Annotated in this window: 25 protein-coding genes; 11 read left to right on the plus strand and 14 right to left on the minus strand. The window is 53.1% G+C overall.

Annotation, left to right across the window (positions count from 1 at the left end):
* The first annotated feature begins 39 nt into the window (after positions 1–39).
* From ccoO to LG200_RS01685, 9 genes are all read left to right on the plus strand, one after another.
* Positions 40–774 carry a cytochrome-c oxidase, cbb3-type subunit II gene (ccoO, locus tag LG200_RS01645; protein WP_226755862.1) on the plus strand — a complete coding sequence of 245 codons (735 nt, stop codon included), beginning with the start codon at positions 40–42 and terminating at the stop codon, positions 772–774.
* 11 nt (positions 775–785) lie between these two features.
* A complete protein-coding gene (locus tag LG200_RS01650; RefSeq protein WP_226755863.1) occupies positions 786–953 on the plus strand; it encodes a cbb3-type cytochrome c oxidase subunit 3 in 168 nt (55 codons plus the stop codon).
* Positions 954–968: 15 nt separating this feature from the next.
* Positions 969–1913, plus strand: coding sequence for a cytochrome-c oxidase, cbb3-type subunit III (ccoP, locus tag LG200_RS01655; RefSeq protein WP_226755864.1), 945 nt, complete (start codon positions 969–971; stop codon positions 1911–1913).
* 98 nt (positions 1914–2011) lie between these two features.
* Positions 2012–3451, plus strand: a complete 1440-nt coding sequence (ccoG, locus tag LG200_RS01660; protein ID WP_226755865.1) for a cytochrome c oxidase accessory protein CcoG — start codon at positions 2012–2014, stop codon at positions 3449–3451.
* A 4-nt stretch (positions 3452–3455) separates the two neighbouring features.
* Positions 3456–4253: a FixH family protein gene (locus LG200_RS01665; RefSeq protein WP_226755866.1), complete on the plus strand. Its 798-nt coding sequence runs from the start codon at positions 3456–3458 to the stop codon at positions 4251–4253.
* Positions 4254–4260: 7 nt separating this feature from the next.
* Positions 4261–6687, plus strand: a complete 2427-nt coding sequence (locus LG200_RS01670) for a heavy metal translocating P-type ATPase (protein ID WP_226755867.1) — start codon at positions 4261–4263, stop codon at positions 6685–6687.
* Positions 6688–6856: 169 nt separating this feature from the next.
* On the plus strand, positions 6857–7342 hold the full coding sequence (bfr, locus tag LG200_RS01675; protein ID WP_226755868.1) for a bacterioferritin: 486 nt from the start codon (positions 6857–6859) through the stop codon (positions 7340–7342).
* 13 nt (positions 7343–7355) lie between these two features.
* Positions 7356–7835, plus strand: a complete 480-nt coding sequence (gene bfr / locus LG200_RS01680; protein WP_226755869.1) for a bacterioferritin — start codon at positions 7356–7358, stop codon at positions 7833–7835.
* A gap of 185 nt (positions 7836–8020) precedes the next feature.
* Entirely contained in the window at positions 8021–8221 is a 201-nt protein-coding gene (locus tag LG200_RS01685; protein WP_226755870.1) for a (2Fe-2S)-binding protein, read from the plus strand.
* A 67-nt stretch (positions 8222–8288) separates the two neighbouring features.
* Here LG200_RS01685 and hmpA read toward each other — a convergent pair whose 3' ends face one another.
* The 8 genes from hmpA to lnt form a co-directional block, all read right to left on the minus strand.
* Positions 8289–9494, minus strand: coding sequence for an NO-inducible flavohemoprotein (gene hmpA / locus LG200_RS01690; RefSeq protein WP_226755871.1), 1206 nt, complete (start codon positions 9492–9494; stop codon positions 8289–8291).
* 106 nt (positions 9495–9600) lie between these two features.
* Positions 9601–10050 carry an RrF2 family transcriptional regulator gene (locus tag LG200_RS01695; protein ID WP_226755872.1) on the minus strand — a complete coding sequence of 150 codons (450 nt, stop codon included), beginning with the start codon at positions 10048–10050 and terminating at the stop codon, positions 9601–9603.
* A gap of 68 nt (positions 10051–10118) precedes the next feature.
* Entirely contained in the window at positions 10119–10832 is a 714-nt protein-coding gene (locus LG200_RS01700) for a M48 family metallopeptidase (protein ID WP_226755873.1), read from the minus strand.
* A complete protein-coding gene (locus tag LG200_RS01705; RefSeq protein ID WP_226757271.1) occupies positions 10829–11539 on the minus strand; it encodes a lysophospholipid acyltransferase family protein in 711 nt (236 codons plus the stop codon). The genes LG200_RS01700 and LG200_RS01705 overlap by 4 nt, the downstream gene beginning before the upstream one ends.
* A gap of 8 nt (positions 11540–11547) precedes the next feature.
* Entirely contained in the window at positions 11548–12090 is a 543-nt protein-coding gene (gene gmhB, locus LG200_RS01710; protein WP_226757272.1) for a D-glycero-beta-D-manno-heptose 1,7-bisphosphate 7-phosphatase, read from the minus strand.
* Positions 12091–12095: 5 nt separating this feature from the next.
* Positions 12096–14204 (minus strand): glycine--tRNA ligase subunit beta, encoded by a 2109-nt coding sequence (glyS, locus tag LG200_RS01715; RefSeq protein WP_226755874.1) that lies wholly within the window; start codon positions 14202–14204, stop codon positions 12096–12098.
* Positions 14201–15139 carry a glycine--tRNA ligase subunit alpha gene (glyQ, locus tag LG200_RS01720; protein WP_226755875.1) on the minus strand — a complete coding sequence of 313 codons (939 nt, stop codon included), beginning with the start codon at positions 15137–15139 and terminating at the stop codon, positions 14201–14203. The genes glyS and glyQ overlap by 4 nt, the downstream gene beginning before the upstream one ends.
* A 137-nt stretch (positions 15140–15276) precedes the next feature.
* Positions 15277–16755, minus strand: a complete 1479-nt coding sequence (gene lnt / locus LG200_RS01725; protein WP_226755876.1) for an apolipoprotein N-acyltransferase — start codon at positions 16753–16755, stop codon at positions 15277–15279.
* Positions 16756–16882: 127 nt separating this feature from the next.
* Here lnt and mscL point away from each other — a divergent pair, with 127 nt between their 5' ends.
* On the plus strand, positions 16883–17302 hold the full coding sequence (mscL, locus tag LG200_RS01730; RefSeq protein ID WP_226755877.1) for a large conductance mechanosensitive channel protein MscL: 420 nt from the start codon (positions 16883–16885) through the stop codon (positions 17300–17302).
* 83 nt (positions 17303–17385) lie between these two features.
* On the opposite strand, the gene LG200_RS01735 is transcribed toward mscL, so the two are convergent.
* The 5 genes from LG200_RS01735 to miaB form a co-directional block, all read right to left on the minus strand.
* Positions 17386–17796 carry a hypothetical protein gene (locus LG200_RS01735; protein WP_226755878.1) on the minus strand — a complete coding sequence of 137 codons (411 nt, stop codon included), beginning with the start codon at positions 17794–17796 and terminating at the stop codon, positions 17386–17388.
* A gap of 75 nt (positions 17797–17871) precedes the next feature.
* Positions 17872–18738, minus strand: coding sequence for an HlyC/CorC family transporter (locus LG200_RS01740; RefSeq protein WP_226755879.1), 867 nt, complete (start codon positions 18736–18738; stop codon positions 17872–17874).
* 9 nt (positions 18739–18747) lie between these two features.
* Positions 18748–19197: an rRNA maturation RNase YbeY gene (gene ybeY / locus LG200_RS01745; protein ID WP_226755880.1), complete on the minus strand. Its 450-nt coding sequence runs from the start codon at positions 19195–19197 to the stop codon at positions 18748–18750.
* 1 nt (position 19198) lies between these two features.
* Positions 19199–20182 (minus strand): PhoH family protein, encoded by a 984-nt coding sequence (locus LG200_RS01750; protein ID WP_226755881.1) that lies wholly within the window; start codon positions 20180–20182, stop codon positions 19199–19201.
* Between the two features lie 10 nt (positions 20183–20192).
* Entirely contained in the window at positions 20193–21521 is a 1329-nt protein-coding gene (gene miaB, locus LG200_RS01755; RefSeq protein ID WP_226755882.1) for a tRNA (N6-isopentenyl adenosine(37)-C2)-methylthiotransferase MiaB, read from the minus strand.
* A 144-nt stretch (positions 21522–21665) separates the two neighbouring features.
* Here miaB and cysG point away from each other — a divergent pair, with 144 nt between their 5' ends.
* A complete protein-coding gene (gene cysG / locus LG200_RS01760) occupies positions 21666–23069 on the plus strand; it encodes a siroheme synthase CysG (protein ID WP_226757273.1) in 1404 nt (467 codons plus the stop codon).
* Here the strand turns inward: cysG and LG200_RS01765 are convergent.
* Positions 22990–24354 (minus strand): sensor histidine kinase, encoded by a 1365-nt coding sequence (locus tag LG200_RS01765; protein WP_319004525.1) that lies wholly within the window; start codon positions 24352–24354, stop codon positions 22990–22992. The two genes, cysG and LG200_RS01765, sit on opposite strands and share 80 nt — an antisense overlap.
* Positions 24355–24363: the final 9 nt, after the last annotated feature.

The following is a 24363-nucleotide window of genomic DNA, read 5'->3' on the forward strand; positions in this document are numbered from 1 at the left end:
GGCGCTTGATTGTAAAGAGACAAGGTACTGGAGTTATTCATGAAGCATGACAAAATTGAGCGCAACCTCGGCATCCTGCTGGTATTCACAATGCTGGCAATCAGTGCCGGGGGCATGGTCGAGATCATCCCGCTGTTCTTCATCAAGGAAACGATTGAGAAGGTGGAAGGCGTCCGCCCTTATACACCTCTGGAGCAGCGCGGCCGTGATATCTATACCCGTGAGGGCTGCTATCTATGCCATTCACAAATGATCCGCCCGTTCCGCGATGAAGCATTGCGTTACGGCCATTACTCATTGGCTGCGGAGTCTAAGTACGACCATCCGTTCCAGTGGGGTTCCAAGCGTACAGGCCCGGATCTGGCGCGCGTCGGCGGCAAGTATTCGAACGACTGGCATACCCAGCATTTGATTGCCCCACGCTCACTGGTGCCGCAATCTGTCATGCCTAATTATCCATGGCTGGCCAAAACCAATCTGGACTACTCCGATATTGAGCTACGCCTGAAGGCGTTACGTACGACGGGTGTTCCATATTCAAACAGCCAGGCTGAATATGAGCGCAATGTGAAGGATTTCGGTGAAGATGTGGCCAAGACGCTGCATATTCCTGATGCGGAGAAGAACCTGGTGGCACAGGCCAAGCTGGGCAACTACGATACCGATCCAAGCAATATTACCGAGCTGGATGCGTTGGTTGCCTACTTGCAAGTGCTGGGCACCATGGTTGATTTCAAGAAATATGATGACGATTATTTCGTCAAATTCCGTTAAGAGGTTACACCATGGAATGGTTGCTCTGGTTTACTCGATTTGAAAATACCAAGCCTTTGTCTTTGGCGATTTTCTTCATCGTTTTCTGCGGCATTCTGTTCTATGTCTTCGGAAGCAAGAAGCGTGGCGAGAGACTGGAAAGTCATAAAAACATCCCGCTACAAGACGACGAAATTTAGTTAGGAAGAAGCATCATGAGTCAGGATAAGGCTGCGACTACAACAACACCAAAGACCACAGGGCATAACTGGGATGGTATTGAGGAATACACCAACCCGCTTCCCACCTGGTGGATCTGGGGGTTTTACATTACGTTTATCTTTACTGTCGTTTATTGGTTGTTCTATCCGGCGTGGCCAATTGGTGATAAGTTCACCAAGGGTATTCCCGGCTTGCATACCATTACCTATAAAGCCACTACGGTTGATGGCAAGGAAGTGGAGAAAACCACTCACTGGAATATGCGTTCCAAGTTCATGCACGAAATGAACGAGATGGAAGGTGTCCAAAAGCAATGGTTTGATAAAGTGGCTGCCATGTCCTTTGCCGATGTTTCCAAGGATGCCGAGCTGATGCAGTTTGTTAACTCTGCGGGCAAGACCCTTTTCTCGGATAATTGCGCGCCATGTCACCAGGCAGGCGGTCAGGGCAAGATTGCTTTCTCGCCCAACCTGACCGACGATCACTGGCAGTTTGGCGGTACCTATGATGAAATCCAGCAAACCATCAATCATGGCCGCAAGGGTTTTATGCCTGCCTTCAAGGAAGTGCTGAATGAACAGCAGATTACTCAACTTGCCAACTATGTACTCAGCCTGTCTGGCGAGCCGCATGACGCTGCGTTTGCCACTGCCGGTGCACAGTTGTTCAAGAGCGAGGATGCTGGTTGCTATTATTGCCATGGCGAAAATGCCAAGGGCAATACGCAGATGGGTTCTGCCAACCTGACAGACAAAATCTGGTTGTGGGCGGATGTTCCTGGCAAGGCAACACAGGAAAGCAAACTTGCAGAGGTGAAGAAGGTCATTAGTGGCGGTCTTGACCGGGGCGTGATGCCAGCTTGGGGTGGTCGTCTCAAGCCAGAACAAATCAAGTTATTGACTGTCTACGTACATGACAGTCTGGGCGGCGGAAAGTAATACGAGTATGCTGAACGGTAAAGGCTCACGTTGTCGCGTGGGCCTTTATTACTTTTGCCCTAACCGCTACATTGAACAAGGGTAGTGATTCGAGATTTATGGAAGCAACCAGTCCAGCAAGTCCTGTAAAAAAACCATCCCCGCTACTCAATCGGCAAATCCCGATTGTTACCCGTTCGGTTAAAGGAAAATTCCGTACATTCAAGACGGCCGTCATGGTGATTGCCTATTCGGTGTACTTCCTGCTGCCCTGGATGCCGTGGGAGCGCAGCAATGCTGCAAGTCAAGCTTTGATGTTTGATCTTGAGTCACGCCGTTTTTTTATTTTCAATCTGGTGGTCTACCCCCAGGATATCTTCTGGCTTGCAATGCTGTTGTTTATTGCCGCGGCCTTGTTGTTTTTCACTACAGGCCTGATCGGGCGCGCCTGGTGCGGCTATTTCTGCTTCCAGACCTTATGGACAGATCTCTTTATCATGATCGAGCGCTTGATACAGGGCGAGCGCCCAGCCCGGCTGCGGCTGATAAAACAGCCTTGGAATGCAGAAAAAATCCTTAAATTGGGTGGCTCGCATTTTTTGATGATTCTGGTGTCATTCTGGACGGGCGTCACGTTCGCCGCTTATTTCACATATGCTCCCGACTTTGTTCACAATCTCTTTACCGGGCATGCAGCTGAGGCTGGTTATATCACCGTAGTGGTGTTGACCATTACCACCTATGTCGCCGCTGGTTTGTCCAGGGAGCACATTTGTACACTTGCCTGTCCTTACGCACGCTTCCAGGGCGTGATGTATGAGCCGGACACGTTGGCGGTGGCTTATGATGTTCGTCGCGGGGAAGGCACAGCTGGCCGTATTGCCCCAGGCAAAGGCTTGCGTACCCGTGAAGAGCGCCAGGCTCAGGGCCATGGCGACTGCATAGATTGCGGTTTCTGTGTGCAGGTTTGTCCCACCGGGATTGATATCCGTGACGGTCTGCAATACCAGTGCATTTCCTGCGGTTTGTGTATTGATGCCTGCAATAACATCATGGATTCCGTAGGTTCTCCGCGCGGGCTGATCCGCTATGATTCCGAGCAGAACATCGCCAGTCCGGTGCCTCATAAGCCCAGGCTTGAATGGAAGCGTCCCAAGGTCCTGGGGTATGCAGCCTCGCTGGTGATAGCCTCAATCATCCTGTTCTATAACATTGGTACCCGTAGTGATACCGAGGCCAATGTGCAGCAAGTTCGCCAGCCCCTGTTTGTCATGTTGTCCGATGGCAGCGTACGTAACCGCTACCAGGTCAATATCATCAATAAAACCGAACATGAGCAGCGTTATTACCTCAAAGTACAGGGTATTCCTGCGGAATCGCTGGATTTGGGGAATATTCCCGAGATCCGTGTCCGGGCAGGCAAGACGCTCAGCCTGAATGCCAAGGTGGATCTCACTAGTGAGCAAGCCAAGATGACCAAGCAGTTTTCATTCGTCGTCACTCCTACGATTGCAGAGGCTGAGCCTGTTGTGGTCAAAACCAACTTCCACAGCCATTAATGACATGTTGAGCTCCATCCCACTACTAACCATTGCAGAAACCTTATTTGGTGGCTTGTTGTTTGCCATTGCCTTGTTTTTCATCGTCCGCCGCCTCGGGCTGTCCAATTTCTGGGCAGCGGTACTGAGTGGAGCACTGCCGTTTGTTTGCTATATTGTTTATAGCACCCAGCATTGGGCAGGCGGAGACGTGATGGCAATCCATTTCGCGGTTTATCTTGCGAACGCCGGGTTGTTGGGAGTGTTTGGCGGCATGCAGCAGAAAAAGCAATCCATGCACTGGGCGCCCAAGTTGATAATAGGCTTTTTCATTTTCCTGGTGGTTTCCAACGCAGCGCTGTTGTCCATTGCCGGCAGGGGTCTGCCACAAAACTTGGCATCTGTATTCCTGCCTACTCCTGAAAACCAACGGGTACACACCGGATTTCCCGGTGTCATGCCACATGACCGTAACAAGAGCTACCAACCGCATCTGCAACAACTAGAACAGCAGCAGGAGCTGGGATGGCATTTAAGCCTGCAAGGGTTGGATGAGCTAAGGCCGGATCGTGGACAACGGGTTGGCGCAGTCTTGCAAGACAATGACGGCAAGGCTGTCACTGGTGCGGATGTGCAGCTGAATTTCTGGCGCATGGCCAACAGCCGTGATGACAAAATCTACGATGCCATTGAACAAGGCGGAGGTGAGTACATTAGTGAGGTAACTTTACCTGATTCTGGCCGCTGGGTCGTGGAGGTTTTAGTTAAGCAAGGCGATAAACGCTATCGAAAACAACAGTCGCTGTTTATAGGCGCTGAATAAGGCCGCGATGACGGCCACTGGTTCTCCTGTTTGTTATCACTGTGGCTTGCCGGTTCCGGCAGCGGGTGATTTTCATGTCAGCATACTTGGACACCGTCGCCAGATGTGTTGCCATGGTTGCCAGGCGGTAGCCGAATCCATCGTGCTTAACGAGCTGGAAGACTATTACCAGCACCGTACTGAATTACCTAAGACCGCGGAAGAGCTGGTGCCGGATGAACTACGCCAATTGGCGCTGTACGATCATCCCGAAGTGCAAAAAAGTTTTGTCAGCAGCGAACAGGGCAACCTGCGTGAAGCCTCACTGATCCTGGAAGGCATTACCTGTGCTGCCTGCATTTGGCTCAATGAACGCCACTTGCAGCAACTTGCCGGCGTTCGGACAGTGATCATCAATTATTCATCTCACAGGGCGCGCGTCAGCTGGGATGATGCTCAGATCAAGTTGAGCCAGATACTGGCTGAAATTCGCAAGCTGGGCTATCACGCCCATCCATTCAGTGCACAACAGCAGGAGGCCGTGCGCGAACAGCAGCGGCGCCTCGATTTTCGTCGCCTTGCGGTTGCCGGGCTATCGGCAGCCCAGGTCATGATGGTGGCAGTGGCATTTTATGCAGGGCCGGCCCAGGGACTGGAACCGGCTACGGAGCAATTGCTGCGCTGGTTCAGTCTTGTGATGACCTTGCCTGCCATGGTTTATTCTGCCTGGCCTTTTTACCAAGCAGCCTGGCGCGGTCTCGTTAATCTGCGTATAGGCATGGATGTACCGATTGTCCTCGGATTATTGACGGGCTTTATCGGCAGCGTCTGGGTCACTGTGCAGGGTGAGGGCATTGTATATTTTGATACCTTGACCATGTTGATCTTTTTCCTGCTTGCCACGCGCTATCTTGAGCGGAATGCACGTGAAAAGTCGATAGAGGCAGCAGAAAACCTGCATAAGCTAATCCCGCTGATGGCCACCCGGCTCAATGCGGATCAGCAACCCCAGCTAGTGACCTTGCTTGAAATCAATATGGGAGACCATCTATTTGTCAAACCGGGGGAAACCATCGCGGCTGATGGCCTGGTCATTGATGGCGAAAGCAGTGCGGATGAGTCGCTGCTCACTGGCGAAAGCCGGCCCGTTGCAAAGATTGCAGGCAGCCATGTCTATGCTGGCAGCATTAATTACGAGAGTCCGCTGGTGATCAAGGTATCAGGTGTAGGAGAGCAAACCGTGATTGCCGGAATCGCGCGTCTGTTGGATAGGGCACAGGCTGAAAAACCCAGGCTTGCGAGGGTTGCTGATCACGTGGCAGTGTACTTTACCTCTGTGTTGTTGGTTGCCGTGGCCGTCATTGGGCTTGCCTGGTGGGTAATTGCCCCTGAGCGCTGCTTTGAAATTATCTTGGCTGTGTTGGTGGTCAGCTGTCCATGTGCATTATCTCTCGCAGCGCCGGCCGCTTTTGCGGCGGCGGGCTCCCATTTGGTCAGGCGTGGCGTGCTGCTTACGCGAGGCCATGCGCTGGAAAGCCTGGCACGGGTTACCCGAGTAGTCCTTGATAAGACCGGTACGTTGACCGTTGGACATCCGGTCATTACTCAAACAGTGGTTTCCGCTGGATTATCCATTGAACAAGCCCTGTTGATAGCAGCCAGCCTGGAACAGGCTTCAGAGCACCCATTGGCCAGAAGTTTTACTACAGCGCTGTCGGGGCAAACATTGTTGGCCGTAAGTGCTGTGGTGAATACCCCGGGGAAGGGCATTAGTGGTGAGGTTGATGGGACGCGTTATTTCATTGGTAGTGCCAACCTTAATCCGACGGTAGCGGGCTATGCACAGTGTCAAATGCCAGGCGAATTGTCCGCAGGGGGAACTATGGTGTGGTTAAGTGATGCGCACCAGGTGCTGGCTGCTTTCATGCTGACGGATGCAGCGCGTCCCGGTATCCCGGAGTTGGTGAGCAACCTGGCAGCACGCAATATCCAGGTGACTATCCTGAGTGGGGACACCATGCCTGCAGTGCAGAGTTTTGCTGAAGGGGCGGGCATTCATGACTGGCAGGCTGGACTTTCACCTGATGGAAAACTGCAGGCTCTGCGTCAAATGCAGCAACAGGGAGACATCGTCGTCATGGTGGGTGATGGCATTAATGATGCGCCAGTGCTGGCAGGAGCCCAGGTTTCGATTGCCATGGGCAACGGCACTCAAATGGCCAGGGCTTCTGGCGACATTGTGCTTTTGAATGAGAATCTGCTGGAAATCGACCATGCCATTCACACCAGCCGTTTTACTGTCAGCGTAATCCGGCAGAATTTTGCCTGGGCCCTGGTATATAACGCGGTTGCGCTGCCATTTGCGGCCATCGGATTGATCGCGCCATGGATGGCAGCAATTGGTATGTCTATCAGCTCCTTGATCGTTGTCGTCAATGCGCTACGCCTGCGTTAATCCCCCCTAATTTCGCTTCCCCATCCAGCATTGGATAAAGAATGATTATTGTTGGTGTTATTGTTTATAAAATCATTTTAAATCAATAATTTAACTTAAAATTTTTGTATGCATCCTGCGGCTTTTTCGGTATCATCCATTCAATCGAAAAATACTCCGTGGAGGCGCTATGAAAGGCGATAAAAAAATCATTGAAACCTTGAACGAACTGTTGGCAGGAGAGCTCACTGCTGTCGACCAGTACTTGATTCATGGTGAAATGTATGCAGATTTTGGCCTTAACCAGCTTGCACAGAAAAGCCTGCATGAGTCTGAGCACGAGCGTCAACATGCACGATCCATTATCCAGCGCATCCTGTTTCTGGAAGGCAAGCCCAACCTGGAAAAGCGTAACTCCCTGACAGTAGGCAAGACCGTTCCTGAGATGCTGAAGGCTGACCTCGCCCTTGAATATCAGGTGGTGGGAGATTTGAAAGCTGCGATGGCGCAATGCGAAAAGGCAAGTGATTACGTAACGCGTGACATGTTGCTGGTACAGCTTGATGATACCGAGATGGATCATGCCTACTGGCTTGAGCAACAACTGCGTCTGATTGGCATGATCGGGCTTGAAAACTACCTGCAGAGTCAGATGAAGTCTGACGCGGCTGTTTGAGAAGGGAAGCAAAATGAAGGGTGATAAAAAGGTTATTGAGATCTTGAATAAAGTACTCAAGAATGAACTGACTTCGATTAATCAATATTTCCTGCATGCGCGCATGTTCCGTAACTGGGGCTTGGAAAGGCTGAACGACTACCAGTACAAGCAATCAATCCGTGTGATGAAAGAGGCTGATGAGCTGATAGAGCGCATCTTGTTTCTGGATGGATTGCCTAACCTGCAAAACCTCGGCAAGCTGCTGATCGGGGAAAACGTGGTGGAGTGTCTGCAAGGTGACCTGAAGTACGAAAGGGAAATTCATCGTCCCTTGCTGGTGGAGGCGATTGCCCTCTGTGAAGAGCTACAGGATTATGTCAGCCGTGACTTGCTGGAAGAGTTGCTGGAAAAAAGTGAAGGTGCGATCGACTGGCTTGAAACACAGCACAGCTTGATTGCTGATGTTACATTGCCTAACTATCTGCAAGCCCATATGGAAGCTGCGGACTAATGAACTGTACTCATTAGCCTAAATACCCATGACAGAAAAAGCCGCAGCAAGTCTGCGGCTTTTTTATTGCGTCCAAATGCAAATGCTTCTTGACAAGTGCTTGAGTTAAAAACGATAATAGTTATCGTTTGTTTTGTAGCTTGATTATTTCTTAACTTGATAAAGAAAGTATCTGGTCGGTTTATATGTACGTCTGTGTTTGTCGCGCAGTGACTGATGGTCAAATATTTCAAGCAGCGCGTGCCGGGGCCAGCAGCCTCAAAGATTTAAGGCGGGAGCTGGGCGTTGCGTCAGAATGTGGCCAATGCGCCAGTTGTGCCAAGCAATGCTTGCGTGAAGTCCATCAGGGCGACGCTACTGCTGCCATGCCAATCAGTTTCGCCTGAGTCCTCCATTTTCCACAAGTTTTATGAATGACCATGTTGTCACGGTCATTCACATGTCAAACAGCACTTATAGCAAGTGATCAAGCAAGTCGGGGCCAAACACTTCCCTGTGGATGCGTTCGGCGGGAACGCCTGCTTCCATCAGGCTCTTGCGTTGTGCCTGCATAAAACCGATCGGGCCGCACATATAAATCTCTGCGTTTTTCAAATGCCTGGGCCATAGGGCGCCTGCATCCATATATCCATTATGCACTCCGCCAAGGCCGGGAGCGGTTCCGTCCATACTTTCATAGAAAAAAGCGGTTTCCAGGTTTGGCATGTTCAGCTTTGCCATTTGTATATCCTGGCCATGCGTCTGCCAGGCAGGGCTACGTGTTGCATGTGCAAAATATACGGGACGCTCTGGAGCTCGGTCCTTCAATGTGTTGAGCATGGATAGAATGGGCGTGATGCCGACTCCTGCTGATAAGAGGGCTACCGGCGTCGAGTCCTGGATTGTATGCAGTCTAAAGTCGCCGAAAGCTGGCGTGACCCGCAATGTCTCACCTACCTCTACCTCATCATGTAGCCAGTTTGATACCTGGCCATGTGGCTTGTCGTTTTCCTGTTCACGTTTGACCGAGATTCTCCACCATGGGGCTTCCGTGGAGTCAGACAGGCTGTATTGCCGTAATTGCCGTCCACGTCCTTGGTCAAATTGCATTTCCACGCTGATATATTGTCCAGGATTGAATGGTCCTGGGCTTTTGCCATCTGCTTGCAAATAGAAAGAAATGATGTGGTCTGTCTCTTGTACCTTGCGTATTACCTCCAAAGAGATCAATTCTCCTGGGGTGGTCGGGGTGGCTTGATATAGGGATTTTTCTTCTTCGATCAACATATTGGCCAATAGCCAATAGGCTTCTCCCCAGGCGGCAATCAATTCTTCACTGGCAGCATCACCTAACACTTGCTTGATGGCGCCAAGCAAGTGCTCGCCCACGATTGGATAGTGCTCGGGTTTGAGCCCCACGGCGGCGTGTTTGTGCACAATGCGCTTGACCACCGGCGCGAGCGCAGAAGGGTTATCAATATTGGCCGCATAGGCAAACACAGCTGCGGCCAATGATTGCTGTTGAATCCCATTAGCCTGGTTTCCCATATTGAACAGGTTTTTCAATTCTGGATGGGCATTCAGCATGTTCTGGTAAAACACGCGGGTAATGTCAATCCCATGCTCGCGCAATACAGGAACGCTGGCATCGATATAAGGGCGGGCAGTCGCGGATAGCATATAGGCTCCTTTTGTTGTATATAAAATGAAACAATTAATCCAAAAAATATCGCAATTGCTTGCGAATCGTTCAAAACCAATGGCTGACAAATGAACGCCGGAATATTTAATGTAATCCCGCCAGATGGGTATGTTGTAAGTGCACAATCACGTTAGCCGTGCGATTACGGATAACATCACTGAGGGTGTAGGAGTCCATGTAATGATAAAAAGCATTCAGGCCCTGGTCCAGCGCACTTTTCAGTCCACATTGCCCGCTTAACGGACAAGGCGGTTCCTGGCAGTTTACCAGCGATTCACTGCCCTCCAGCACGCGGATGACATGACCAAGCTTAAGTGACAATGAGTCAATTCCCAGGCGCAGTCCACCATTGGGGCCGCGTGTGGTTTGTATCCATCCGGTCTTGTTGAGGAAAGTCACTACCTTGATCAGGTGATTGCGCGGGATGTTGAATTGCGTGGCAATTTCGCTGATGGTAATCGGCTTGCTGCGATCATTCTGCGAGACATACATGAGGACACGTAGCCCCAGATCTGTGAATTTGGTTAATTGCATGTGGTAATCATACTATTGTTGCATTTAAATTTAAACAATAAATTAATTGGTTGTGATATAGGCTATGGTCAGCCCATGCAGTAAAGCTGTTGGGAGCAGGTTTTCAATGCCAGTTCGGCTTGTCGGTAATCAGGATAGATTTTAGCGACGGTGGACCAGAAGCGGGCAGAGTGATTCATTTCGCGCAAGTGGGCCAGTTCGTGCGCAGTCACATAATTGATGATGGCAGGGGAGGCCTGGATCAAACGCCAATTGAGGCGTATTTCCCGCCTGGAGTTGCAACTGCCCCAGCGGGTTTTGGCATTGGACAAAAACAAGGGCGGCAATGGTTCACCCAGTTTCGCGGCCAGAATTTGCAGGCGTTTGGTAAAGTCTGCCAGCGCTTCTTTCTGGTACCAGTGCAGAACCTTGCGTGCAATTGCGGCTTCGTCACTAGTATCAATGGCGGCAACGGTCAGTATGCCCGCCTCATACCGAGGGCGGCTGTTGCGTGTGGATGGGATCACTTCCAGTGTGACTGGCTGGCCCAATAGCAATAGCTGGGCACCATCGCGCCAATGCAGTGCAGGGACTGCAATTTCCTGCCGCGCTTGCAGCTTGCTGCTGATCCACCTGGCCTTGCTCAATAGCAACTGTTCAAGCTGGTGCTGGGCCAGCCGTTGTGGCGCATGCACCACCAGGCCGCTGGCAGTGATTTTCATGCCTATGGTGCGTCGCTGCCTGCGTTCCAGCTGGTAGGGAATATGCTCGCCATTGGGAAGGGCGAGGGTGTGGCTGCTCATCTGGCGTTCAGCTGCAACATTTCTTGCTCTATCCAGTGTTCTACCATCTGGTTAAGCTGGTCAGGCTTGAGGCCTGTGGTGTCTATGGGCTTGCCTATGCTCAAGGTAATGGTGCCCGGGTATTTGAGAAAGGAGTTCTTAGGCCAGTACTCGCCTGCATTGTGGGCAACCGGTACCACTGTGCTTTTGGTGTGGGTGGCTAACCAGGCACCACCAATATGGTACTTGCCACGGGTGCCTGGCGCCATGCGTGTGCCTTCCGGGAAAATGACGACAAAGAAGCGCTGCTTGAGACGTTCCTTGCCTTTGCTGACCAACTGCTTGAGCGCTTCACGGCCTGCGGCACGGTTGATGGCAATGGGCGATGTCAGTGCTAGGCCCCAGCCAAAGAAGGGAATCCAGAGCAGCTCGCGCTTGAGCACCCATACCTGCGGTGGAAATATCTGCTGCAAAGCCAGGGTTTCCCAGGCAGATTGATGCTTGGCCAGGATGATGCTGGGATGGTCGGGAATATTCTCGCGTCCTATCACGCGGTAACGCAGTTTGCAGGTGATACGCAGCCACCACAGCATGCTATGGGCCCAGCCGCTGATAATGATATAGCGTGTACGTCGCGGCAGCGGAAAGGTCAGTAGCGTTGCTGTGGTAAAAACAGGGGTAAATAACAGCATGCCCAAGGTATAGATAAGGGAGCGCAGGTAGATCATCATCGGCTTCAGGGGAGTTCTGTGATAATGCGTTGTGCGGCTTCGGCCAAGTCAGCGCATACCCAGGTGTTGTCAGGCAGGCCGCCTGCTGCCAGGGTTTTCTCGCCCTTGCCAGTGAGTACCAATATGGGTTGTGCGCCAAAGGCAGCGCTTGCCTGCAAGTCGCGCAGGGAGTCACCGACGCTGGGAACGCCTTTGAGGTCTATGCCAAAGCGTTTGCTGATTTCTTCTATCATGCCTGGCTTGGGCTTGCGGCAACTGCAATTGGAGTCAGCAGCATGTGGGCAGTAGAACAGCGCATCGATGCGGCCGCCAAATTGTGCCAGGGCTTTGTGCATCTTGTCATGGATGGCATTGAGGGTAGCCATGTCAAACAGGCCGCGGCCTATGCCGGACTGGTTGGTGGCCAGCGCCACCCGGAAGCCGCTCTGGTTCAGCATGGCAATGGCTTCCAGGCTGCCTGGTATCGGCTTCCATTCATCTGGGGATTTGATGAATTGGGCGCTGTCGTAATTGATGACACCATCGCGGTCCAGGATGACAAGCTTCATGGGTTTCATGCCGCCAGCCTGGACAGGTCGGCGACCTGGTTCATGGCCTGATGCAATGTGGCCAGCAGACCCAGGCGGTTGGCCTTAAGTGCGGGGTCATCGGCATTGACCATGACATTGTCGAAGAAGGCATCCACCGGTGTTCTGAGTGCGGCCAAGGTTTGCAGGGACTTGGCATAGTCCCCGGCTTCAAAAGCGGCATCAGCAGCTGGTTTGACGTTTGCCAGCACTTGGGCCAAGGCCTGCTCAGCTTCTTCTTGCAGCAGTGTATTGTCTATGTTGGCACTGACTGAGCTTTCCGCTTTTTTCAATATGTTGCCTACACGTTTGTTTGCGGCTGCCAGGCTTTCTGCTTCTGGCAATGATGCAAAAGCGCGTACGGCTTCCAGGCGCTTGGGAATCTCTGCCAGCAGTTGTGGCTTCAATGCGAGTACGGCATCCACTTCCTGAGCGCTATAACCATTGTCGCGCAAGTTGCCAGCCAAGCGGTCGAAGATGAATTCGTTCAGTGCAAGCAATACCGCTTGTTGGTCAAATGTATGCTGGAAGGCGGAAAAGGCGAGTTGCAGCAATTGATCCAAAGGGATTGCAATGCCGGATTCAGTCAGTAGGCGCAGGATGCCGATCGCATGGCGGCGCAGGGCAAATGGGTCTTTTTCGCCAGTAGGTTTCTCGCCTATGCTGAACAGGCCAACCAGGGTTTCCAGTTTGTCGGCGAGCGCAATCACTGCTCCCACCTGGTTGCGCGGCAGTTCGTCTCCAGCAAAGCGAGGCTTGTAATGATCTTCAATAGCGTAGGCAATATCATTGTCCAGGCCTTCGTGCTGGGCGTAATAGCGTCCCATGATGCCTTGCAGTTCCGGGAACTCGCCTACCATATCGGTCACGAGATCAGCCTTGGAAAGGCGGGCAGCCTGGCTGGCTTGTTGTGCCAGTGCTTGGTTGCCAATGGCCTCTGCAATCAATCGGGCAATGGTGCTCACGCGCGTGACGCGCTCGCCCTGAGAGCCCAGCCTGTTGTGGTATACCACTTTGTCCAGGCCTGCAATCCGGGACTCAAGGGTTTTCTTGCGGTCTTGTTCAAAGAAGAACTTGGCATCGGCCAGGCGTGGGCGCACCACGCGCTCATTGCCGCCTATCACTGCGCTGGCATCCACAGGGCTGATGTTCGACACAATGAGGAATTTATTGGTGAGCTTGCCATCGGCATCCAGCAGCGGGAAATACTTCTGGTTGGCCTTCATGGTCAGGATCAGGCATTCCTGCGGTACTGCCAGAAATTCATCCTCGAACTGGCCAAGCAGCACGTTGGGGCGCTCTACCAGTGCAGTCACTTCATCCAGCAATGCTGGGTCTTCAATCGGCTTCAGGTTTTGCTTGCCTGCGGCCAGCCCAAGCTGGCGGGAAATTTCAGCTCTGCGGGCAGCAAAGCCAGCAATCACGGCACCATCTTCTTGCAGTTGTTCAGCATAGCTGTCTGCGTCGCGCAGCACGATAGGGCTGACCTTGGCTTCAAAGCGATGTCCCTGCGTTTGGTTGCCTGCGGTAAGGCCCAGGGCGGAGATATGGATGATGTCACTGCCATGCAATGCAACCAGGCCATGCGCCGGGCGCACGAAATTGACACTGCTCCAGCCATCCTGTAACTGATAAGTCATGACCTTGGGGATAGGGAGCTTGGCAATGGCATCATCCAGTGCTTTTTGCAGGCCTTCGGTCAGCGTGGCGCCAGCCACGGTCTGGTCCAGGAACAGGACATCCGTCTTGCCGTCATTTTCATGCTTGAGTTGCGGGACTGCGCTGGCATCGGTACCCAGTGCGCTTAGCTTTTTCAATAATGCCGGAGTGGCGTTGCCAGAGGCATCCAGGCCCACGCTGGCAGGCATCAGCTTTTGCGCGACCTGCTTGTCTGCAGCCTTGGCGGCGATGTCATTGATATGGGCGGCAAGACGGCGGGGCGAGGCATAGGCGGTGACGGTGGAGCCAGCGGCGGCCAGGCCCTGGGCTTTCAGGCTGTCCAGCAGGGCCGAGGAAAAGGCCTCTCCCAGTTTGTTCAGTGCCTTGGGGGGCAACTCTTCAACGAAAAGTTCTACCAATAGGTTCTTGCTGCTCATGCTGCTGCCTTCTTTGCCAATTCTGCCAATATTTCATCTGCCCATGCTCTAGGCGCCATGGGGAACCCTAATCTTGCCCGGCTATCCAGGTAGCTTGCGGCTACGGCGCGGGCCAGGTTGCGGATGCGGCCGATATAGGCTGCACGCTCGGTGACCGAAATAGCGCCACGTGCGTCCAGCAGGTTGAAGGTGTGTGCGGCCTTCAATACTTGCTCATAAGCGGGCAGGGCCAGTTTGTGTTCCATTAGTTCCTGGGCTTTTTTCTCGTGCGCGTTGAAGGCGACAAACAGGAAGTCGGCATCACTATGTTCAAAATTGTAGGTGGATTGCTCGACTTCATTCTGGTGGAACACGTCGCCATACTTCAGGTCAGCCGCGCCATTGATGCCTTTGGAATACACAAGGTCATAGACGTTTTCTACGCCTTGCAGGTACATGGCCAAGCGCTCCAGGCCATAGGTAATCTCTCCGGTGATCGGCTTGCAGTTGATGCCGCCCACTTGCTGGAAATACGTGAACTGCGTGACTTCCATGCCGTTGAGCCAGACTTCCCATCCCAGGCCCCAGGCTCCCAATGTCGGGTTTTCCCAGTCATCCTCGACAAAGCGGATGTCGTTTTTCTTCAGGTCAAAGCCTAGTGCCTCCAGGGAGCCCAGATAGAGTTCCAGGATATCGTCAGGGGCTGGCTTGAGCACCACCTGGAACTGGTAGTAATGTTGCAGGCGGTTGGGATTTTCACCATAGCGGCCGTCCTTTGGGCGGCGGCTAGGCTGCACATAGGCAGCTTTCCACGGCTCTGGCCCCAGGGCGCGCAGGAAAGTGGCAGTGTGCGAGGTGCCTGCTCCCACTTCCATGTCGTAAGGTTGCAGCAGGGCGCAACCCTGTTTATCCCAGTATTGCTGCAAGGTCAGAATGATCTGTTGAAAAGTCAGCATGGCGGTCAGTGTATGGTTATAGTTCTATGGTTGTTTAAATCAAAAATCTCGCACGGCAATCGCATCATCTGCGGCGCTGCCATGAAAGTGCAGTATGCACATCCCTGATATTCATGAGACGTCAAAAGGGCTTGATTTTACTTCTTTTTACGCACCCACAAAAGGCCAAGTGCACTAAACAGGAAACCAAGCATTGGCCAGTTGCCCCAGCGTACATAAGGTGTCATGCCCACATAGCCCCGGGCGGTGCCTTCAAGCGTGGTAGCGGTGAAATGTTGCGCATGGGCCAGCAACTGGCCATCGGTATCGATAATGGCGGTGGCACCGGTGTTGGTGGAGCGCAGCATCATGCGGGCAGTTTCCAGTGAGCGTGCCTGGGCAATCTGCAGGTGCTGATAGGCTGCCAGAGATTCACCATACCAGGCGTCATTGCTGGTGTTGACCAGCAGGGTGGCTTCCGGAAGCTGATGGATGATTTCCTCGCCAAACACATCTTCGTAACAAATATTGATAGCCACCTGCTGCCCGGCAATATGCATGGGCTTTTGCTGAAAACCGCCACGGGCCAGGTCGGTCAGCGGGATATTGAGCCAGTTTTCATAAATCCAGCCAAATGCCCGCTTGAGCGGGATGAACTCGCCAAATGGCACCAGATGGGTTTTGCGATAAGCCTGCTCAGGAGACTGTCCCATGCTCAGCATGCTGTTGTAATAAGCGTTATCCTGGTGTTCCACGGTGCCAATCAGGATGTCACCGCCATTGTCCCTGGCATGGTCGGCCAGTTGCTGCAGGTAGTCCTGCGGGATTTGGCTGGAAAGCAATGGGAAGGCTGTTTCGGGCAGGATGATGAGCTGGGCCCGGCTTTGTAGCGCCATATCCAGGTATTGTTGCAAGGTCTGGCGCAGGGTATTGTTCTCCCATTTCAGGTCTTGCGTGATATTGCCCTGCAACAATGCCACAGTGACAGGTTCCCCTGTGGGCGTGCTCCAGGTGTTGAGCTTGAGTAGGCCACCTGCCAGCCACAGGGTGAGCAAAAGCAGGGCTGATCGACGCAGGGATGGGAGGTTGCGTCGCTGGTACAGTGCCCAGGCCAGGATGCTGGCGCTGATGGTGACGGCAAGCGAAACACCGTGTATGCCCAAGACAGGCGCAAACCCTGCCAGCGGACTGCCGGGAATTTGTGAGTAGCCGCCCAGCAGCCAGGGGAAGCCGGTAAATATCCAGCTGCGCACCCATTCCAGCAGTACCCAAATCAAGGGCATGGCGAGATATTGCGAGCCCAACTTGCGAGCCAGCCAGCCAGTAGCTGCTGGGAACAGGGCCATGAATGCGCTGAGACAGAAGGTGGCGAAAATGGCCATTGCCGCAGGCATTCCGCCAAAGTCATGCAGGCTGATGTAAATCCAGTAAATGCCAAAGCTGAACAGTCCCAGGCCAAAACTGAACCCCAGCCACCATGCGTTATTTGCGGAATGGGACCGGTGCCAGAGGTAGAACAGCCCAGCCAGGCTAATGATGGTGGCAGGGTAAAAGTAAAATGGCGCAAAGCCTGATACCGACAATGCACCCAGCAACAGTGCGATGAAATGTGGCAGGCGGGGGCGGGAAAATTTCAAGACGGTCCTTAAAGCTTGGTATAGACTGGAGTTTGTTATTTATTGCATTATAGCGGCTTAGACAGGCATGGAGCATTCGGCTTCCGTATCTATCCTGGTATCAACATGTTTTTGGCGAGGAGAAATTATGTTTAAAGAGTTCAAGGCGTTTGCCATGCGAGGGAACGTGGTCGATATGGCCGTGGGTATCATTATAGGTGCTGCATTCGGTGCTATCGTCAAGTCACTGGTGGATGATGTGATCATGCCGCCCATAGGCTTGTTGCTTGGCAATGTGGATTTCAGCAACTTGTTTGTTGTCCTCAGGGATGGCGCTGAAATCGCACCACCTTATGCCTCGGTTGCGGCTGCGCATGCAGCAGGAGCTGTGACACTGAATTACGGCTTGTTTATCAATGCAGTGGTCAGTTTCACGATTGTGGCATTTGCCGTGTTCTTGCTGATCCGTACGATCAACAAGCTGAAGACTGAAGAGCCAGCCGAGCCAGCCGCTACACCTGAAGATATCCTGTTGTTGCGCGATATCCGTGATTCATTGAAGAAATAGTTCAAGCCCATGGTGGGCCAGTTGGAAGGGCCATCATAAAAAAAGCGATGCTATGCATCGCTTTTTTATTGCATTTTTTGACTTCACAGGCCTGGAACGACTTCCTGGCGTGTTGTTGAACCGTCATCCCCGTCGTGGTTCATGAACACCACCAACACGACCCGGTCCCCGACAAAGTCCAGTTCGGTAGTTTGGTAGTAAGTGCCGTCCAGGCCGGTATTGATGTAATGGTATTGCCAGACGGAAGCCATTAACTCGTCGGTTCCTGCACGGTGATAATCTTTTTTGCGCGCAGGTTCGCCAAACTGGGCAATGATGGCATCCTTGTCAAACTGATGGATGTTCTCAATAAATGTGGTTTCATCAATCGGGATACCATCCGCGGATAGCGCTGGTGACGCTTCCGCTTGCTCAGCTTCTTCAGCAAGCGATTTGCCGGGGCTGAACACCAACCCAGGCAGAGCCAATAGCAGGGCAAGCCACACGATTTTCATCACGAACTCCCATCAGGCAAGGTTATGCTGGTTGGATAAGGAATTATTCCCTAAAGTTCCTGACGCAACAAGCAATTAGACGGAAGCCGTGTCATCATCCCCGCTGGGGACTGTCGGCTCTACCAGCAAAGAATGGACGCGGCGACTATCGGCACGCAGCACCGTTACATTGATATTGTCGAAACTGACTTCTTCCCCGCGTTTGGGCATATGTTGGAACTTGCTGACCACCAGGCCACCTATGGTGGAAAATTCCTCATCACTGAACTGTGTGCCGAGTATTTCATTGAAGTCGGCAATTTCGGTCAATGCCTTAACCCGGTAGCGACCCTGCGCATCCTGGATGATGTTGTCTTCGTTCTCATCCTCATCAAACTCATCCTCGATATCCCCGACGATCTGCTCCAGGACATCTTCAATAGTCACCATGCCTGCCACGCCGCCGTATTCATCTACCACAATGGCAATGTGGTTGCGATTGCTGCGGAACTCCTTGAGCAGGACATTCAGACGCTTGGATTCCGGTATGAAAACTGCAGGACGCAGCATTTCGCGCGCATCAAAATCCTTGCCGGTGTAGTAGCGCAACAAGTCCTTAGCCAGCAATATCCCAATAACGTCATCCTTGTTTTCATCTATGACGGGAAAGCGCGAGTGGGCGGCTTCAATCACAAATGGGATGAATTTTTCGGGAGGGTCAGTGATATCGATCACATCCATTTGGGAACGCGGGATCATGATGTCGCGGACCTGCATTTCCGAAACTTGCAGCACGCCCTCTATCATTGCCAATGCATCTGCATCGAGCAAGCTGTTTTCGTAGGCAGTGTGGAGCTGTTCTATCAGCTGCTCGCGGTCTTCGGGTTCTCGGAGCAGAAAGTTGGTCAGGCGTTCAAGCCAGTGGGGTTTTTCGTTGGGACTTCGTTTGTCAGGTTCAGCCATGATGGTTGATTAAATGTCCGTTTTTTCTGATAAATAGGGGTCAGCATAACCAAGCCTGGTAAGTATGCCGGATTCCAGCCACTCCATCAGCTCGGCTTGCGCCTCTTCTTCATGGTCATAACCGTGGAGGTGCAGTATGCCATGCACAGTCAGGTGCGCATAATGCGCCTCCAGTGTCTTGCCTTGTTCCCTTGCCTCTTTTGCCACTATCGGGGCACAGAGGATAATGTCGCCAATCAGCCAAGGCTCCTCGACCAGCGGAAACGTCAATACATTAGTAGCATAATCCTTGCCACGATAATCACGGTTCAGTATACGGCCTTCTTCCTCGTCTACAATACGCAGCGTGGCTTCGGTATCCACCCGTAGAGTATTGCGGGCCCATTTGCGGAATTGTGTTTCAGACGGCATTCCGCCAGCCTCGCAGGCATACTGGATGCTGAGCGCGAGCTTAGGCATTTTATGCCTTGCCTGCATTATCGCCTGGTTGTGTGACAGGCTGTGCGTGCTTGTCACTATCGTACCGTTCGTAGGCATTGATTATTTTCTGCACCAATGGATGGCGTACCACGTCATCTGAAAGGAACTGGGTGAATGCAATGCCTCGCACATCCTTGAGCACTTTCTGCGCCTCTACCAGGCCGCTTTTCTGTCCACGTCCCAGATCAATCTGTGTCACATCGCCGGTAATCACTGCCTTGGTGCCAAACCCTATGCGGGTAAGGAACATCTTCATCTGTTCGGGCGTCGTGTTCTGCGCTTCATCCAGGATGATAAAGCTCTGGTTCAGGGTGCGGCCGCGCATATAGGCCAACGGGGCAACTTCAATGGCGCCGCGCTCAAACATCTTGTTCACCGTGTCATAGCCTGCCAGATCATAAAGGGCGTCATAAAGAGGGCGCAAATAGGGATCCACCTTCTGGGCAAGGTCACCAGGCAAAAAGCCCAGACGCTCGCCTGCTTCCACTGCTGGGCGCACCAGGACAATGCGTTTGACACGGTCACGGGTCATGGCGTCAATCGCGCTGGCTACGGCCAGGTAGGTTTTTCCGGTACCGGCGGGGCCGATACCAAAGGTAATGTCAAAGTCCTGGATTTGCTGCAAATAGCTGACTTGGCGCGGAGTGCGGCCATGCAGGTCCTGACGCCGTGTCATGAGCGTGGGCATGGCGGTGCTGACTTGCTCTGGCGCTAGGCGGTCAAGTTCTACCAGGCCAAGTTGTATCTCTTCCAGGCCGATCGGGTTTTTGGCACGCTCATAAAAGTTTTCCAGCAATTGTGCAGCCAGGCGCGTATTGGTTGGATCACCAGACAAGCGAAAATGGCCGCTGCGCCTGGAGATGGTGATATCCAATGCATCTTCGATCTGTTTCAGGTTTTCGTCCAGGGCACCGCATAGATTGGAGAGCCGCAAGTTATCTTCGGGTTGTAACGTGAGTTCCACTCAATATGTCCTATATTAATTCGCCACGCAGCGTATGCGGTGCTGCTTCGGTGATCCGCACATTGACAAACTGGTTGATCAGTCTGGCATCACCAGGGAAATTGACGATGCGGTTGTTGTCCGTACGGCCTGCCAGCTCGCTTGCGCTTTTGGCTGACAGCGCTTCTACGAGCACGCGTTGTACGCTTCCTACCATGGATTCACTGATGGCTTTGCCCTGGGTCTCATTCAATGCCTGCAGGCGGGCGAGCCTTGCCAGCTTTTCTTCCTGGCTGCAGTCATCTGGAAGATAGGAGGCGGGAGTGCCGGGGCGCGGGCTGTAGGTAAAGCTGAAGCTATAGTCAAAACCCACGTCTTGCATGAGTTTGATGGTGGCTTCAAACTCCTTCTCGGTTTCGCCGGGAAATCCAATAATAAAGTCGGACGTAATGCAGATGTCGGGCCGTGCCGCACGTAGCTTGCGAATCACGGACTTGTACTGCAGTGCCGTGTAGTTGCGCTTCATTGCCATCAATATGCGGTCAGAACCTGCTTGCACGGGCAAATGCAGGTGCGACACCAGTTTGGGAATGCGCGCATAGCAGTCGATCAGCTCGGCTGTCATCTCGTTGGGGTGCGAAGTGGTATAGCGTATGCGCTCTATTTCAGGAATCTCGGCCAGGTATTCAATCAGCAGTGCAAGGTCTGCATTCTCGCCTTCTGAAGTTTCGCTGCGATAGCCGTTAACATTCTGCCCCAGCAGGGTGATTTCCTTTACTCCTTGATCGGCCAGTTGAATAGCCTCGGTCAGGATATCGTCAAAGCGACGCGATACTTCATCACCCCGGGTGTATGGCACTACGCAGAAAGTGCAGTACTTGCTGCAGCCTTCCATGATGGACAGGAAAGCTGCGCCGCCTTCCACACGTGGAGGCGGCAGGTGATCAAATTTCTCGATTTCAGGGAAGCTGATATCTACCTGTGAGACTCCTGTGGTACGGCGGGATCGAATCATCTCCGGCAGGCGATGCAGGGTTTGCGGCCCGAACACCACATCAACGTAAGGCGCACGCGCTACGATGCTTTCACCTTCCTGGCTCGCTACGCAGCCACCCACACCTATCACCAGGTTGGGATTTTTTTCCTTGAGCGGACCAAAACGGCCTAGGTGACTGAATACCTTTTCCTGCGCCTTTTCGCGCACGGAACAGGTGTTGAGCAGGATGACGTCGGCTTCTTCCGGGTTTTCCGTGGTCAGCATGCCCTCTGTTGCATGCAACATATCTAGCATGCGGGACGAGTCGTACTCGTTCATCTGGCACCCAAAGGTCTTGATAAAGACTTTTTTCGGCGTATTCATGTGGCAGGTTGAAATGTGCTTAATTGGAGCACTGGATGTGGGATGAGCGTTGCAGGGTGCAAAATATCTTAAAAAAACAGTAGGGTAAGTTCCTATTTTAGCTTAGCTGATGCGGAATGCCAATCGCAGAGTAAAATGTCGCGCATGGAAACCTTCCCAATATTCATGAAAATCCGCGATTGCCCATGCGTGGTAGTCGGCGGTGGTGATGTCGCCAGCCGTAAAGTCAGCCTGTTGCTCAAGGCTGGTGGGGATGTCACTGTCATTGCCCCTATGCTGTATGCAAGCCTGGTTGAGTTGTTGAAAGCTGGAAATATCAAATATCTCAATACCGTATTTGAACCGTCCCAGCTTGATGAGGCCTGTGTCGTGATTGCCGCGACTGACGATGAAGACGTCAATCGGCAGGTATCCGAGGCAGCGAGAGCACGCAATATCCCGGTGAATGTGGTGGATGCTCCCGAGTTATGTACTTTCATCGTTCCTTCGATTGTTGACAGGTCACCCATCCTGGTGGCAGTTTCCAGTGGTGGTGCGGCGCCGGTATTGGCTCGCATGCTGAGAGCGCGGATCGAAACCATGATTCCTTCCAGTTATGGCAGGCTGGCGGCGCTGGCAGCGGATTTCCGCGATCAGGTGAAACGGCGTTTCAGCAATAGCCAGCAACGGCGCATTTTCTGGGAGGATGTATTCCAGGGCCCGATCGGCGAGCAGGTATTGTCAGGCCGGGAGCCAGCGGCCCGTCTTGCATTGCAGCAGGTATTGAAAGATTCCGGCGATGCCCATCACGGAGAGGTGTATCTGGTAGGCGGCGGGCCAGGCGACCCGGATTTGCTGACTTTTCGTGCCTTGCGCCTGATGCAGCAGGCGGATGTGTGTGTTTACGACAAGCTGGTCAGCAAGGAGGTGATGGAGCTGGTGCGTCGTGATGCCGACCTGATTTATGTTGGCAAGGCCAGGGATCAGCATACCTTGCCGCAGGAGAAGATCAATGATCTGCTGGTGCGGCTGGCGCAGGAAGGCAAGCGTGTATTGCGCTTGAAGGGGGGCGACCCTTTCATTTTTGGCCGAGGGGGGGAGGAAATAGAAACCCTGATGGAACACGGGGTGCCGTTCCAGGTAGTGCCCGGGATTACTGCAGCCAATGGTGTTTCCAGTTATGCCGGGATTCCGTTGACGCACCGTGATTATGCGCAATCATGCCTGTTTACCACTGGGCATCTCAAGGATGGCAGCGTTGATCTGGATTGGCCTGCATTGGTCAGGTCTGGACAAACCGTGGTGATTTACATGGGGCTGATCGGCCTGCCGGAAATCTGCCGGCAATTGGTTGCTCATGGAGCGCCTGCCGATCGACCAATTGCGATAGTTCAACAAGGCACCACACAGCGGCAGCGCGTGATTGCCGGCACCTTGGCCACCTTGGCCGAGAAGGTGCAGGTTGCCGCATTGAAGGCGCCATGCCTGATTATTGTCGGGGAAGTGGTGAGTTTGCGCGAAAAACTTGCTTGGTTTGAACCGTCACCTGGGGCTGGATCGGCAGAATAAGCCTGGCTTCCAGGCCGCCCTGTGGACGGTTGAGCAGGGTCAGCTGGCCTTTATGCAATTTAGCAATGCGGTCGGAGATTGCCAAGCCAAGCCCACTGCCGCTCTTGTTGCCACGCGCAGTATCCAGCCGTTCAAAGGGGCGCAGCAGGCGTTCCATTTGCGAGGCTGGGATGCCTGGTCCATTGTCCAGTACGCTGAGGATGATGTTGCCGGCGGTAATGCGTGTAGTGAGCGTGACTTCCCCGCCTCCATAGGCAAATGCATTGTCCACCAGATTGCCGAGCAGTCGCTGCATCGCCAGTGGGCGCAAGGGAATGAGGTGGGTGGGCCCTAATGAGAGCGTGAGCTTTCGTCCTGCACGAATGTGGCGGTCGGCAATTGACGTCAATAAGGCATTGAGGTCCATCATCTGCGTGGGTTCGCCCTCAATGCCGCGTACAAAGTCCAGGAACTGGTGAATGATGCTGTCCATGTCGCCAATATCCTGAATCATGCCGGCCTTGAGGCTGGAGCAATGCTCATCAGGCAGCATTTCCACGGAAAGTCGCAGTCGTGCGAGAGGGGTGCGCAAGTCATGCGAAATCCCGGCTAGCAACAATGTTCTCTCGTTGTCCAGCCTGACCAGGGCTTCTGTCATTTCATTGAAGGTTCGGCTGACTTCGCGCAGCTCATGTGCGCCTTCTTCCGGCAGTGGAGGCGGATACTCACCGCTGCTAAGACGGCCTGCGGCCTTTACCAGCAACCTGAGAGGGTGGTGGATGTTGGAGGCGATCAGGTAGGCGCCCAATAATGACAGCATGATCACCAGCGCGCCCCATCCCAGCCATTGCCAAGGGAAGGGGCGGTCTACTTGTATGCGTGGTATCACCACCCAGTAGTCATCCTGGCCCAGGCTGAAGCTTACCCAAAGGCCGGGAATGCCAAAATGGTTCATGACCACCAGCGTATCCTTGCCCAGGCGTTCGCGGATTTTCTTGGCGATCAGGCGAATCAGCAGGTCATTCGGCAGAGGCTCGATTTCTTCCAGCATATCGGCTGCATAGATGCGCACCCCTTCCCGGCCGGATAGTTCTGAAAGTAAAGCCAATCGCCGGTTCTCATGTGCAGCCAGCAACGAGGCGCGCGTGTAGTTCACTACGGTGATGGCCTGCAAAGCTGCAGACATGGCACGGGGTTCGCTCTCGAAATAATCGAATAGCTTGAGTGCTGCAAATTGTCCTGCGGCCAGCAGCAGGGCGATCAGCAGCATGACGCGTGCAAGCAGGGTGCGAGGTAGTAGGCTCACAATAAACGA

The organism is Methylobacillus caricis, from assembly GCF_020532705.1.
Classification (GTDB): Bacteria; Pseudomonadota; Gammaproteobacteria; order Burkholderiales; family Methylophilaceae; genus Methylobacillus; species Methylobacillus caricis.

Bases quoted from the DNA above. Each gene is read 5' to 3' on its own strand.
- ccoO (WP_226755862.1), top strand. From the start codon at position 40: ATGAAGCATGACAAAATTGAGCGCAACCTCGGCATCCTGCTGGTATTC.
- LG200_RS01650 (WP_226755863.1), top strand. From the start codon at position 786: ATGGAATGGTTGCTCTGGTTTACTCGATTTGAAAATACCAAGCCTTTG.
- ccoP (WP_226755864.1), top strand. From the start codon at position 969: ATGAGTCAGGATAAGGCTGCGACTACAACAACACCAAAGACCACAGGG.
- ccoG (WP_226755865.1), top strand. From the start codon at position 2,012: ATGGAAGCAACCAGTCCAGCAAGTCCTGTAAAAAAACCATCCCCGCTA.
- LG200_RS01665 (WP_226755866.1), top strand. From the start codon at position 3,456: ATGTTGAGCTCCATCCCACTACTAACCATTGCAGAAACCTTATTTGGT.
- LG200_RS01670 (WP_226755867.1), top strand. From the start codon at position 4,261: ATGACGGCCACTGGTTCTCCTGTTTGTTATCACTGTGGCTTGCCGGTT.
- bfr (WP_226755868.1), top strand. From the start codon at position 6,857: ATGAAAGGCGATAAAAAAATCATTGAAACCTTGAACGAACTGTTGGCA.
- bfr (WP_226755869.1), top strand. From the start codon at position 7,356: ATGAAGGGTGATAAAAAGGTTATTGAGATCTTGAATAAAGTACTCAAG.
- LG200_RS01685 (WP_226755870.1), top strand. From the start codon at position 8,021: ATGTACGTCTGTGTTTGTCGCGCAGTGACTGATGGTCAAATATTTCAA.
- hmpA (WP_226755871.1), bottom strand. From the start codon at position 9,494: ATGCTATCCGCGACTGCCCGCCCTTATATCGATGCCAGCGTTCCTGTA.
- LG200_RS01695 (WP_226755872.1), bottom strand. From the start codon at position 10,050: ATGCAATTAACCAAATTCACAGATCTGGGGCTACGTGTCCTCATGTAT.
- LG200_RS01700 (WP_226755873.1), bottom strand. From the start codon at position 10,832: ATGAGCAGCCACACCCTCGCCCTTCCCAATGGCGAGCATATTCCCTAC.
- LG200_RS01705 (WP_226757271.1), bottom strand. From the start codon at position 11,539: ATGATCTACCTGCGCTCCCTTATCTATACCTTGGGCATGCTGTTATTT.
- gmhB (WP_226757272.1), bottom strand. From the start codon at position 12,090: ATGAAGCTTGTCATCCTGGACCGCGATGGTGTCATCAATTACGACAGC.
- glyS (WP_226755874.1), bottom strand. From the start codon at position 14,204: ATGAGCAGCAAGAACCTATTGGTAGAACTTTTCGTTGAAGAGTTGCCC.
- glyQ (WP_226755875.1), bottom strand. From the start codon at position 15,139: ATGCTGACTTTTCAACAGATCATTCTGACCTTGCAGCAATACTGGGAT.
- mscL (WP_226755877.1), top strand. From the start codon at position 16,883: ATGTTTAAAGAGTTCAAGGCGTTTGCCATGCGAGGGAACGTGGTCGAT.
- LG200_RS01735 (WP_226755878.1), bottom strand. From the start codon at position 17,796: ATGAAAATCGTGTGGCTTGCCCTGCTATTGGCTCTGCCTGGGTTGGTG.
- LG200_RS01740 (WP_226755879.1), bottom strand. From the start codon at position 18,738: ATGGCTGAACCTGACAAACGAAGTCCCAACGAAAAACCCCACTGGCTT.
- ybeY (WP_226755880.1), bottom strand. From the start codon at position 19,197: ATGCCTAAGCTCGCGCTCAGCATCCAGTATGCCTGCGAGGCTGGCGGA.
- miaB (WP_226755882.1), bottom strand. From the start codon at position 21,521: ATGAATACGCCGAAAAAAGTCTTTATCAAGACCTTTGGGTGCCAGATG.
- cysG (WP_226757273.1), top strand. From the start codon at position 21,666: ATGGAAACCTTCCCAATATTCATGAAAATCCGCGATTGCCCATGCGTG.